This is a genomic window from Oerskovia sp. NPDC056781, from assembly GCF_042789955.1.
GTDB classification, from domain to species: domain Bacteria; phylum Actinomycetota; class Actinomycetes; order Actinomycetales; family Cellulomonadaceae; genus Oerskovia; species Oerskovia rustica.
Genome location: NZ_JBHUAD010000132.1, coordinates 1 through 11065, shown reverse-complemented (window position 1 = coordinate 11065; position 11065 = coordinate 1). Strand labels below are relative to the sequence as shown.

Below are 11065 nucleotides of genomic sequence, written 5' to 3'. Positions count from 1 at the left end.
CCCCTCCGCAGAGGGGCGCGCACCACGTCGTCACTTGGACTCGTCGGCCTCTTCGGCGGCGGCCTCGACGGCTGCCTCAGCCTCGACCTCGGCCTCGACGGCGACCTCGGCAGCAGCCTCGGCCACGACCTCGGCCTCGACTGCCGTCTCGGCAGCGGCCTCGGCGACGACCTCAGCAGCGGCCGCGGTCTCCACGGCGGCCTCGGCCTCGGCACCGGCGAGGAGCTCGCGCTCCCACTCGGCGAGGGGCTCTGCCTCGGTGGCGGAGCCGGCCTCGGCGCCCGTGCGGCCCGAGTGGCGCTGGAGCAGGCCCTCGGCGGCGGCGTCGGCGATCACGCGGGTCAGCAGCGTGACGGCGCGGATCGCGTCGTCGTTGCCCGGGATCTTGTAGTCGACGACGTCGGGGTCGCAGTTGGTGTCGAGGATCGCGACGATCGGGATGTGCAGCTTGCGCGCCTCGTCGACGGCCAGGTGCTCCTTGTTGGTGTCGACGATCCACACGGCGGAGGGGACCTTCGCCATGTCGCGGATGCCGCCCAGGGTGCGGGTCAGCTTGTCCTTCTCGCGGCGGAGGACGAGCAGCTCCTTCTTGGTGAGCCCGGAGCCTGCGACGTCGTCGAAGTCGATCTCCTCGAGCTCCTTCATACGCTGCAGACGCTTGTGCACCGTGGTGAAGTTGGTGAGCATGCCACCGAGCCAGCGGTGGTTCACGTAGGGCATGCCGACACGAGCGGCCTGCTCGGCGACGGGCTCCTGCGCCTGCTTCTTCGTGCCGACGAAGAGGATCGTGCCACCGTGGGCGACGGTCTCCTTGACGAACTCGTACGCGCGGTCGATGTAGGACAGCGACTGCTGCAGGTCGACGATGTAGATGCCGTTGCGCTCCGTGAAGATGAAGCGCTTCATCTTCGGGTTCCAGCGGCGGGTCTGGTGTCCGAAGTGGACTCCGCTGTCGAGGAGCTGGCGCATGGTCACGACGGCCATGGCACTTCCTTTCAGGCGTGACGCGGGATCCTCCCGCTGCTCACGCTCATTCGTCCGACCGGTCGCAGTGCGTCCGGTCGGTGCATTCCGGTTGTCGGTGCCGGCCGGGATTGGCCCTGCACCCCTGGCGCCACACCATGGTCCGACGCCGGGCCCTGGCGAACGAGGGTCCGGACCGTTGTCGGGATGGCCCCTGACGGCGACCTGGAGAGGTCGGGAGTCGGGGACGTGACGCGCGAAGTCGACGGCGCGCAGCGGGGGGTTCGCGGTGTCCGTCCGGTGACCTCTGGGGTGACCGTCGGGAGTGCCGTGAGCCCGTCCGAGTGAACGTGCCGATCGCGGCGTTAAGTCTACCTGATCGCGGGCCGCAGCCAGACCCGTGCACAGGCCGCGCCGACGGGGTCTCCTCCACAGGCCCGGGAGGCGGCCGCTCGCGCCGCGCCCGGTCTGCGCAAGGCTCGGGCGGTGCTCACGTCCCGTCGGTCCTCGCCTCAGTCCGTCTCGCCCTCTCGCCGCGCCCGACGCCGTCCCGTGGGTCCGCTCCACGGCTCCCCGCGTGCGGCGCCCGAGCCGGCAGGTAGGCGGACGGGTACGCGGGCTGGCGGGCCCACGGTTGCGCGGGCCGGTGCGCGTCTGCGAGGCCCGGGGGTGGCGCTCGTGCTCACCGGCCTGGCGGTCACCGCAATCGCCGGACCTCCTGCCCGCGGCGCCGAGGGACACACTCCGGGCGAGGCGGGGTGGACGTCACCGGTCCCCGGCGACCTCGCGGTGCTCCGCGGGTTCCTTCCGCCCGACCAGGACTGGCTGGCCGGGCACCGCGGGGTCGATCTCGGGGCGCCACCCGGAGGGGCCGTCGTGGCACCCGAGGGCGGGGTCGTGACGTTCGTCGGGACCGTCGTGGACCGTGGGGTCCTGGTCGTCCTGCACGACGGTGGCCTGCGCAGCTCGCTGGAACCGGTCGACGGCTCGGTCGCCGTGGGGACGAGGGTCGACCGCGGGCAGGTCGTGGGGACGGTCCAGGTCGCGGGCGACGGGGCCGACGGTTCCACCGGGGCCGGTCCTGCGAGGGCCGGACACTGTCTGCCGGAGTCGTGCCTGCACTGGGGCGTGCGCCGCGACGACACGTACCTCGACCCCCTCGCGCTGCTCGGGCCACGCGAACCGATCGTGCTGCTCCCGCTGCGCTGAGCGGCGTCCCGGGACCCGGTACAGGTCGTTGACGTGGTGTGGCCGGTGGCGCGTGATCCCGACACGCTGGCCCCGGCACCACCCCGGCACCCCGGTCTCCACGTCCCTCGCGCCCGCGGGTCGCTCTCCCGGAGGCTGTTCGGTCTCGCGCCGCGCACAGTCGCGCAGGACCTCGGCCACGCCGAGCCTCGCTCACCGCGAGATGAGGCCATCGGGGGTTCGTGCGCCGCCCCGACCCCCGAAGGCCTCGTCTCGACGGCCCGAGTCCGGCGCAGCCGCACACGTCATGCCCGTGGGAAGGCCTGCTCGAACGAGGCCCTCAGGCGGTCGGCGCTGACGTGCGTGTAGCGCTGGGTCGTGGAGAGCGTGGCGTGGCCCAGCACCTCCTGGACGCTGCGCAGGTCGGAGCCGCCCTGGAGCAGGTGGGTCGCGGCGCTGTGCCGCAGGTCGTGCGGCGCGACGTCGTCGACCCCGGCCAGTGCCGCGAGACGGTGCACCGCCTCGCGTGCCTGTCGCTGCCCCCACCGGCGGCCGCGGTCGCCGAGGAGCAGTGCAGGCCCGGAGTCCGCGACCACCAGGGCGGGCCGTCCCACGTCGAGCCAGCGGCGGAGCGCGCGCCCCGCGGGGACGCCGAACGGCACGACCCGTTCCTTGTCGCCCTTGCCGACCACGCGCAGTGTCCGCTCCCCCAGGTCCACGTCGTCGACGTCGGTGCCGACGAGCTCGGCGACGCGCAGGCCCGAGGCATAGAGCACCTCGACCGCGACCCACTCGCGCAGGCGCGCCGGGTCGCCGTCCGCGGCCGCGTCACGTGCGGTCTCCATGAGATGGGTGGCGGCGTCGACGGCGAGAACGGTCGGCAGGTGACGGGCGACCTTGGGGCTCGCGAGGCGCAGCGCCGGGTTGTGCGTGGTGCGCCCGGTGCTCGTCGTCCAGGCGAAGAAGGCGCGGGCGGCCGCGCCACGCCGCGCCATCGTGGTGCGGGCGAGGTCACGAGCACCGAGGTCGGCGAGCCAGTCGCGCAGGACCGCGATGTCGAGGTCGTCCAGGCTGCGCACACCTGTCGCCACCGCGCGCGCCAGCAGTGACCGGACGTCGCCGGTGTAGGCGCGCACAGTGTGGGTCGACAGTCCTCGCTGGACGTCGAGGTGCAGCTCGAACTCGGCGACGGCCAGGGCGAGCGCGGGCGGAAGGGGCGCCTCCTTCGGGGTCGGGCCGTCGGCCAGGCCGGGTTCCTCGTCGGCGCTGCCGCTCGCGTTCGCGCCGATCTCGCTCCCGGTGCCGTGCCGCTGGGTGTCGCTCATGGTCTCAGTGTCGCCGGTCACCCCCTCCGCACGGTGGAACCCACGCGCCGTGGTGGCCGAGCTGCCCGACGCCATCTGCCGCCCGACTGCTCCGCGAGACCTGCGAGCTCGAGGTGGCCGAGGCCCCCGAGCGTCTCGTCGAGCCCGAGCCCGGCCGCGCGGGCGACCGAGTCCACGGCTGCGTGCGCACGCAACGGCAGGGCGTCCCACAGCCTCCTGCCCAGCTCGTCGAGGTCGTCCTGGGGTGCGGGACGCCCGGCCCGCGGGGTCGATGCGTCCGTCCCCACGTGACCGGCCAGCTCCGCGGCCTCGTCGACGTCGGTCACGCACACGGCCTTCGCGTCGCGCAGGAGCTGGTGGCACCCGCCCGAGGCCATCGACGTCACGGGCCCGGGCACGGCCCCGACAGGCCGAAGCAGCGCGGTCGCGTGCGTCGCGGTGCTCAGGGCCCCCGAGCGCCAGGCCGCCTCCACGACGACCGTCGCCCGGGAGAAGGCTGCGATGAGACGGTTGCGCTGCAGGAAGCGGACCCTGCTCGGGACGGATCCTGGCGGCACCTCGCTGACGATGCTCCCCTCGTCCAGCACGGCCCGCAGGAGCTCGGTGTTGCCGGCCGGGTAGAGGCGATCGACGCCTCCCGCGAGGAACGCGACCGTGCGGCCGCGCGCTGCGATCGCGCCCCGGTGCGCGGCGGCGTCGATCCCGTACGCGCCGCCGGAGACGATCGTGAAGCGACGGTCGACCAGTCCCGAGGCGAGGTCCGCCGCGACGTGGCGGCCGTACTCGGTGCACGCGCGAGCGCCCACGAGGGCGACCGACCGCCGGGCGAGACCTCCGAGGTCGGTCTCGCCTCGGACCCACAGCGCGAGGGGCGCTGCGTCACCCAGGTCGTCGACCGCCGTCGGCCACCGCGGGTCCCCGGGCACCAGGAGCGCACCACCCAGCCGGTCGAGGGCGCGCAGCTCGCGACCGGGGTCGAGGGTCGCGAGGCGACCACGCCACCGTTCCACGGCTCGCTGCACGCGGCCGACAGACGGTCGTTCCGGGTGCTGCTCGAGCCGTCGCGGCACCAGGGGGCTCGTGCCCGACGCAGCGTCGTAGAGCCACGCCAGGGCGTCCCCGGCGCCGAGGTGCGCGACGAGCGCGCCGGCGACCGGGTCCCCCGGTTCGGCGATCCGGCTCCAGGCCGCGCGTGCGAGCACGGGGTCACCGAGGTCGAACGCCGGCCCGGGCTCAGCCATGGTGTCCTCGCGTCCGCAGTGCGAGCCCCTGCCCCACGTCTCCTGCGTTCGGTGCGGCACGACCGGCCAGGTCGGCCACGGTCCAGGCGAGCCGCAGGACCCGGTCGGCGCCGCGCAGCGAGAGGGTGCCGCGGTCGAGGGCCGTGTCGATGCCTGCGAGCAGCCCGGGGTCCGGCCCGAGACGCTCGCGCAGCCAGGTGCCGGGCACCTCGGCGTTCGTGCCCCACGGGGTCCCCGCGAGCCTGGTCCTGGCGGCCGCGCGAGCAGCCGCCACGCGCGCCGCGACGGTCGCGCTCGACTCCACGTCGGCCCCTCCCGCCCGGTCGACGCGCGACACCGGACGCACCTCGACCTGGACGTCGACGCGGTCGAGCAACGGGCCCGACAACCGGGCGAAGTACCGTCGCCGGACCAGCGGGCTGCACGAGCACTCGAGCCCCTTGCCGATCCCGAGACCGCACGGGCACGGGTTGGCGGCCAGCACGAGCTGGAAGCGGGCCGGGTAGCGCGCGGACCCGGCCGCGCGGTGGATCACGAGCTCGCCGTGCTCGAGCGGCTGTCGCAAGGTCTGCAGGACCCGCGACCCGAACTCGGGCGCCTCGTCGAGGAACAGCACGCCGCGGTGCGCGCGGGACGCGGCGCCGGGTCGCGGCAGCCCGCTCCCGCCGCCGACGATCGAGGCCGGGGTCGCGGTGTGGTGCGGGTCCTCGTAGGGCGGGCGGCGGATCAGCCCCTGTCCTGGGTCGAAGACCCCCGCGATCGAGTGCACCGCCGTGACCTCGACCGCCGCGGGCTCGTCGAGGTCCGGCAGGATCCCCGTGATCCGGGAGGCGAGCATGGTCTTGCCCGCCCCCGGCGGTCCGACGAGAAGCAGGTGATGACCGCCTGCGGCCGCGACCTCGAGCGCCCGACGCGCCTGCTCCTGTCCCAGGACGTCGCGCAGGTCCCCCGCGGCTCGCCGCGGCCCGGCGGTGCGGGTCGGGCGCGCCGCGGACGTCGGCGTCGTGATGCCCGGTACCTCGGCGCCGTACAGGGCGGCGATCTCGGCCAGGCTCGCGACACCGACGACCCGCGCCCCGGGGACGAGTCGGGCCTCGTCCGCGTCCTGCACGGGCACGACGACGTCGCACAGCCCCGCGGCGACGGCGGCGGCGACTGCGGGGAGCACGCCTCGCACGGGCTGGAGCCGTCCGTCGAGCCCGAGCTCGCCGATGTGCACGACACGCTCGGGGTCCGCGACGGAGATCTTGCGGGCCCCGGCGAGCATCGCGACCGCGATGGCGAGGTCGAAGCTCGATCCCGCCTTGGGCAGCGAGGCCGGGGACAGGTTAACCGTGATCTTGCGCTGGGGCCACTCGATGCCCGACGAGGCGATCGCGGCACGGACGCGGTCCTTCGACTCCGAGAGCGCGGCGTCGGGGAGCCCGACGAGCGTGAAGCCCGGGACCGAGGCGGCGAGGTGGGCCTGCACCTCCACGAGATGACCCGAGAGACCGACGAGCGAGACGGCGAACGTCGTCCCGAGCGACATCAGCTGACACCGACGAGGTGCTCGACCTGCGCGGCCCCGGACGCGGGCAGGACCACCGCGACGACGTCGATCCGTATCGACGCCGGGCGGACCGGGTGCGTCGCGACCCACTCCCCGGTCAGGCGACGCAGCCGGGCCAGCTTGTCCGGGGTCACGGCCTCGGCGGGGTGCCCGAAGCCGGTTCCTCTCCGGGTCTTGACCTCGACCGCCACCAGCACGTCACCGTCGCGGGCGACCAGGTCGAGCTCGCCCCGGGTACCCCGCCAGTTGCGGTCCAGGACCACCCATCCGGCCTCGACCAGATATGTTGCAGCGACCTTCTCCCCGTTCCGCCCGACAGCGTCCTTCGCTCTCATGTCCCACCTCCGGCTCACACCCTGGCCGGTTCGGGGCGGTGGTGGGAGCACGCAGGTGCCGGTTGTGGAGGGGTGGCCCACGACCGGGTCCTGTGCACGGCTCGGTCGGGCAGAAGCACGACAGTCCTGCGGCCCGACCGGATCGGGGGCCGCAGGACTGCTGCTGGAGCGAGGACTAGAGCTGGAGCTCGGCCTTGGCCAGCTCCTCGACGTTGACGTCCTTGAACGTGACCACGCGCACCGACTTCACGAAGCGCGCGGAGCGGTACACGTCCCACACCCAGGCGTCGGCGAGCCGCAGCTCGAAGTACACCTCGCCTGCGGCCGACCTGACCTGGAGGTCCACCTGGTTCGCCAGGTAGAAACGTCGCTCTGTCTCGACCACGTAGGAGAACAGGCCCACCACATCGCGATACTCGCGGTAGAGGGCCAGTTCCATCTCGGTCTCATAGTTCTCGAGGTCTTCGGCGCTCACTGCACCATCATGGACCATCGAGTGCCACAACCCCGGATCGCCGGTCTCGTCGCGCGCCGCGCCCAGGGCCCGTCGTGCTCGAGCCTCACCGCGCACCACGTCCCGGTCCAGCCGCGCGTCGCGCGCTCAGGCCTCGTCGCGCTCGGGGAGCCGCCAGCTCCGCCGGTGCTGCGGCGTCGGGCCGTGAGCCTTGAGGGCCTCGACGTGCACCGCGGAGCCGTACCCCTTGTTGCCGTCCCACCCGTACGCCGGGTACTGGCGGGCGAGGCCCGTCATGAGGCCGTCGCGCTCACACTTGGCCAGGACGCTCGCGGCCGCGACCGACGCGCACTGGAGGTCGGCCTTGACGAGCGTGCGCACGGCCGGGTCCGGCAGGGCGAGGTCGTCCTCGGGGTCGAGGTCGAACGCCTCGAAGAGGTCGACGCCCGGGCGGGTCAGCCAGTCGTGCTTGCCGTCGAGCAGGACCGCGTCGACCGGGCCGAGCGAGCGCCGCACCTGGGCCAGCGCCCGGCGCCCGGCGAGCCGCAGCGCCACGACGATGCCGTGCGCGTCGATCTCCGCCGGTCCGGCGTGCCCGACGGCCCACGCGAGCCCCCAGCCACGCACCGCGGGCAGCATGGCCTCGCGCGCCGCGGGGGTGAGCATCTTGGAGTCGGTCAGCCCCTTCGGGAACGTGCCCGTGCTCAGGTCCACCACGACGACGCCCACGCTCACCGGACCCGCCAGGGCGCCCCGCCCCACCTCGTCCATGCCGGCGACGAACCGGGCGCCCGAGTCGAGGATCGCACGCTCGTGGCGCAGCGTCGGCGGCTTGGGCCCGGTCGATCGCCTGACCGGTGCCTTGCGCGGAGCGCGACGGGCTGCTGCGGTCTCCGGCTCGCCCGCGACGAGCGGCGCACCGAGGTCGGTCGTCATGGCTCCGGCACCTCCGCGAACACGTCGCCCGGGTTGCGCATCAGCGTGAGGTCGCTGAGCGGCCACACCTTGACGAAAGCCGTCCCGACGACGTTGCTGATCGGCACGAACCCGCCGCCCGGCTTGCCGGTGTTGTACCGCGAGTCGGCCGAGTGCTGCCGGTTGTCACCCATGACGAACAGCATGCCCTCCGGGACGACCACGTCGAAAGGGTCCTGGCTCGGGACGGATCCCGGCTTGATGTACGTCTCGTCGACCGGCTGGCCGTTGACGCTCACGCGTCCCTGCGCGTCGCAGCACACGACCCGGTCGCCCGGTGTCCCGACGACGCGCTTGATGAGGTGCTCCCCGGTGTCCTGCGGGAGCAGCCCGACGAACGTCATGGCGGAGGTCACGGCGTTGCCGACGGGACCGCGGTCGGGCGCGACGTACGGCGGGAGCCAGTTCCCCGGGTCCTTGAAGACGACGACGTCCCCGCGGTGCACGTCGAACGCGTCGGGGACGAGGCGCGAGACCATGACCCGGTCGCCCTCGACGAGCGTGTCCTCCATCGAGGCGCTCGGGATGAAGAACGCCTGCACCAGGAACGTCTTGATCAGCCAGGACAGCACCAGCGCGCTGAGCAGGATGATGACGGTCTCGCGCAGCAGCGAGCCGCGCCGGGGCGCGGGCCGCGCACGGGACGAACCCCCGTCCATCTGGCTCCTCGTGTCCGTCTCCGTCGTGGGTGCCGCGCCGAGCGCGGGGTCGGGGCGGGGTGCTGCCTGTGCGGCGCTGTCTGTCACGCGCTCACTGTGCCACTGCGCGGGCCCTCGGGTGAAACCGGGAGCGGCTGCCGCGGCCCGGCCGGCAGGTGCCGGAACGCCGACGGGCGACCACCTGGAGGTGGCCGCCCGTGGACGTGTGACGAGGCTGACGCGGGGTCAGGCTCGGATCACTTCGAGGGGAGCGCGTCGCGCTTCTCCTTGATCTTCGCCTTCTTGCCGCGCAGCTTGCGCAGGTAGTACAGCTTGGCGCGGCGGACGTCACCGCGCGTGACGAGCTCGATCGACTCGAGGGTCGGGGAGTGCACCGGGAAGGTACGCTCCACGCCGACGCTGAAGCTGATCTTGCGGACCGTGAAGGTCTCGCGGATGCCGCCACCCTGGCGACCGATGACGACGCCCTGGAACGCCTGGACACGGGAGCGGTTGCCCTCGACGACCTTGACGTTGACCTTGACGGTGTCTCCGGCCCGGAAGACCGGGATGTCGCTACGCAGCGATGCTGCGTCGACGCTGTCCAGCGTGTGCATTGATCTCTCCCCGCCCTGCCACAGGTCAGACGCGTTCTCGTGGCCCACCGCGAGGTGGGTCCGGTTCAGTACGTGGGTGGTGCTCGCATGTGATCGGTCGCGCACGCGGACGTGCGGTGGGCTTCCCCTGTGGCAGAGGCCCGACCGGCGCACACCAAGGGTCTATTCTGCCACACCGCCGGCAGTGGCTCCGGGGGCGGGTCCGGCGCTGCCCGGGGCTCGGTGCAGGGCTCCCCCGCGCACCTCCCAGCCGAGCGAGGCGAGGAACGTCCGGTCGTGCTTGTCGAGGGTGCTCGCGTCGAGCGCCGCGATCAGGTCGGGTCGGCGGGCGGAGGTCTTCTCGAGCGCCCGGTCGCGGCGCCAGCGGCGGATCTTCGCGTGGTGCCCCGAGAGCAGCACGTCGGGCACCTCGAGGTCCGACCAGACGGGCGGCTTGGTGTACACGGGGTACTCCAGGAGGCCCGCCGCGCCGTGGGACTCCTCGACGAGCGACTCCGGGTTGCCGATCACCCCGGGCAGCAGGCGGGCGACGGCCTCGACCATGACGAGCGAGGCGACCTCCCCCCCGTTGAGCACGTAGTCGCCGATCGAGAGCTCGCTCACGCGGTGCCCGGCGGCGCGGTAGTGCTCGGCGACGCGAGCGTCGATCCCCTCGTAGCGCCCGCAGGCGAAGACGAGCTGGTCCTCGGTCGCCAGGGCTTCCGCGGTGCGCTGGGTGAACGTCGTGCCCGACGGCGTCGGCACCACCAGGTGCGCGGGTCCGGTCGCCGTCAGCTCGTCGATGGCCTGCCCCCAGACGTCGGGGCGCATGACCATGCCCGCTCCCCCGCCGAAGGGCGTGTCGTCGACCGTCCGGTGGCGGTCGGTGGTCCAGTCCCGCAGGTCGTGGACGCGCAGGTCGAGCAGACCCGCGACGCGCGCCTTGCCGACGAGCGAGAGGTCCAGGGCCGCGAGGTACTCGGGGAAGATCGAGACGATGTCGATGCGCACGTCAGTCGTTCGTCCCGTCGGTCGCGTCGTCGGTCTCGCCGTCGCCGGAGCCAGGCGTCGGCTCGACGACCTCGAGCAGGTCGGCGTCGCGCGCCAGGAGGCCGCCCGGCGGGTCGAGCACGACCCGCCCGCCCGGCACGTCGACGACGGGCACGATCGCGTGCACGAACGGCACGAGCGTGCGTGTGCCGTCGGTCTCCTTGAGCACGAGCAGGTCGTGCGCCGGGAGGTGCTCGAGCCCCAGGACCTCTCCCACGACCGTGCCGTCCTCGAGCTCGGCGCGCAGCCCCACGAGCTCGTGCGGGTACCAGGCGTCCTCCTCGTCGGAGGCGTCGGCCTCGACGACGAGCGTGATGCCACGCATACGCTCGGCCGCCGAGCGGTCGGCCACGCCCGCGAACGTCACGAGCCACTTGCCCTGGTGCAGCCGCGCGCGCTCGATCGTCAGCGGTCCCGCCTCGGCGGGCTCGGTGTCGATCGTGGACCCGACGACGAGACGCGCCTCGGGGTTGTCGGTGCGCATGTCCAGCGCGACCTCGCCGCGCAGTCCGTGGGCGCGGCCGATACGGGCCACCGTGAGCTGCATCGTGTGCTCCTTCTCGTCGTGTTCGTGCTCGTCGTGCGTGGGTCGTGCCGGAGCCCGCGACCGGGAGCTCCCACGGTGTCACCCGTGGGGCGCGGACGCACCTCCTGACCGCGCACCACGTCGGCGGGTGCCGAGACGGCGCCGAGCGGTCAGCGGCAGGTGGTGGGCAGACGACGAGGCCCGGTCCACCCTGAGGGGGAC

At 73.6% G+C, this 11065-nt stretch carries 12 protein-coding genes; 1 reads left to right on the top strand and 11 read right to left on the bottom strand.

Features of this window, described 5'->3' with window-relative positions; translation table 11 throughout:
- Positions 1-30: 30 nt before the first annotated feature.
- On the bottom strand, positions 31-984 hold the full coding sequence (rpsB, locus tag ACFRCR_RS12250) for a 30S ribosomal protein S2 (RefSeq protein WP_191798137.1): 954 nt from the start codon (positions 982-984) through the stop codon (positions 31-33).
- Between the two features lie 465 nt (positions 985-1449).
- Between rpsB and ACFRCR_RS12245 the strand changes: the two genes are divergently transcribed.
- Positions 1450-2172 carry a M23 family metallopeptidase gene (locus ACFRCR_RS12245; protein ID WP_377677846.1) on the top strand — a complete coding sequence of 241 codons (723 nt, stop codon included), beginning with the start codon at positions 1450-1452 and terminating at the stop codon, positions 2170-2172.
- A gap of 284 nt (positions 2173-2456) precedes the next feature.
- On the opposite strand, the gene ACFRCR_RS12240 is transcribed toward ACFRCR_RS12245, so the two are convergent.
- The 10 genes from ACFRCR_RS12240 to rimM all read right to left on the bottom strand — a co-directional run bounded on the left by ACFRCR_RS12240 (position 2457) and on the right by rimM (position 10864).
- Positions 2457-3476, bottom strand: a complete 1020-nt coding sequence (locus tag ACFRCR_RS12240; protein WP_377677844.1) for a tyrosine recombinase XerC — start codon at positions 3474-3476, stop codon at positions 2457-2459.
- A 17-nt stretch (positions 3477-3493) separates the two neighbouring features.
- On the bottom strand, positions 3494-4717 hold the full coding sequence (dprA, locus tag ACFRCR_RS12235; RefSeq protein WP_377677842.1) for a DNA-processing protein DprA: 1224 nt from the start codon (positions 4715-4717) through the stop codon (positions 3494-3496).
- Entirely contained in the window at positions 4710-6248 is a 1539-nt protein-coding gene (locus ACFRCR_RS12230) for a YifB family Mg chelatase-like AAA ATPase (protein WP_377677840.1), read from the bottom strand. The genes dprA and ACFRCR_RS12230 overlap by 8 nt, the downstream gene beginning before the upstream one ends.
- Complete coding sequence (locus ACFRCR_RS12225) at positions 6248-6604, bottom strand: YraN family protein (RefSeq protein ID WP_377677838.1); 357 nt, start codon at positions 6602-6604, stop codon at positions 6248-6250. Before ACFRCR_RS12225 ends, ACFRCR_RS12230 begins: the two co-directional genes overlap by 1 nt.
- A gap of 175 nt (positions 6605-6779) precedes the next feature.
- The gene (locus tag ACFRCR_RS12220) at positions 6780-7079 is read right to left on the bottom strand and encodes a DUF2469 domain-containing protein (RefSeq protein WP_024840525.1); all 300 of its coding nucleotides are present in this window, start codon (positions 7077-7079) and stop codon (positions 6780-6782) included.
- A 126-nt stretch (positions 7080-7205) separates the two neighbouring features.
- Positions 7206-7994 (bottom strand): ribonuclease HII, encoded by a 789-nt coding sequence (locus ACFRCR_RS12215; RefSeq protein ID WP_377677836.1) that lies wholly within the window; start codon positions 7992-7994, stop codon positions 7206-7208.
- On the bottom strand, positions 7991-8779 hold the full coding sequence (lepB, locus tag ACFRCR_RS12210; protein ID WP_377677835.1) for a signal peptidase I: 789 nt from the start codon (positions 8777-8779) through the stop codon (positions 7991-7993). The genes ACFRCR_RS12215 and lepB overlap by 4 nt, the downstream gene beginning before the upstream one ends.
- Positions 8780-8928: 149 nt before the next feature.
- A complete protein-coding gene (gene rplS / locus ACFRCR_RS12205) occupies positions 8929-9288 on the bottom strand; it encodes a 50S ribosomal protein L19 (RefSeq protein ID WP_030150610.1) in 360 nt (119 codons plus the stop codon).
- Between the two features lie 162 nt (positions 9289-9450).
- On the bottom strand, positions 9451-10278 hold the full coding sequence (gene trmD / locus ACFRCR_RS12200; protein WP_377677834.1) for a tRNA (guanosine(37)-N1)-methyltransferase TrmD: 828 nt from the start codon (positions 10276-10278) through the stop codon (positions 9451-9453).
- Between the two features lies 1 nt (position 10279).
- Positions 10280-10864 (bottom strand): ribosome maturation factor RimM, encoded by a 585-nt coding sequence (gene rimM / locus ACFRCR_RS12195; RefSeq protein ID WP_377677832.1) that lies wholly within the window; start codon positions 10862-10864, stop codon positions 10280-10282.
- Positions 10865-11065: the final 201 nt, after the last annotated feature.

Coding starts and splice junctions, on each gene's coding strand:
- dprA (WP_377677842.1), bottom strand. CDS start 4,717: ATGGCTGAGCCCGGGCCGGCGTTCGACCTCGGTGACCCCGTGCTCGCA.
- ACFRCR_RS12230 (WP_377677840.1), bottom strand. CDS start 6,248: ATGTCGCTCGGGACGACGTTCGCCGTCTCGCTCGTCGGTCTCTCGGGT.
- rpsB (WP_191798137.1), bottom strand. CDS start 984: ATGGCCGTCGTGACCATGCGCCAGCTCCTCGACAGCGGAGTCCACTTC.
- rimM (WP_377677832.1), bottom strand. CDS start 10,864: ATGCAGCTCACGGTGGCCCGTATCGGCCGCGCCCACGGACTGCGCGGC.
- ACFRCR_RS12225 (WP_377677838.1), bottom strand. CDS start 6,604: ATGAGAGCGAAGGACGCTGTCGGGCGGAACGGGGAGAAGGTCGCTGCA.
- rplS (WP_030150610.1), bottom strand. CDS start 9,288: ATGCACACGCTGGACAGCGTCGACGCAGCATCGCTGCGTAGCGACATC.
- ACFRCR_RS12215 (WP_377677836.1), bottom strand. CDS start 7,994: ATGACGACCGACCTCGGTGCGCCGCTCGTCGCGGGCGAGCCGGAGACC.
- ACFRCR_RS12240 (WP_377677844.1), bottom strand. CDS start 3,476: ATGAGCGACACCCAGCGGCACGGCACCGGGAGCGAGATCGGCGCGAAC.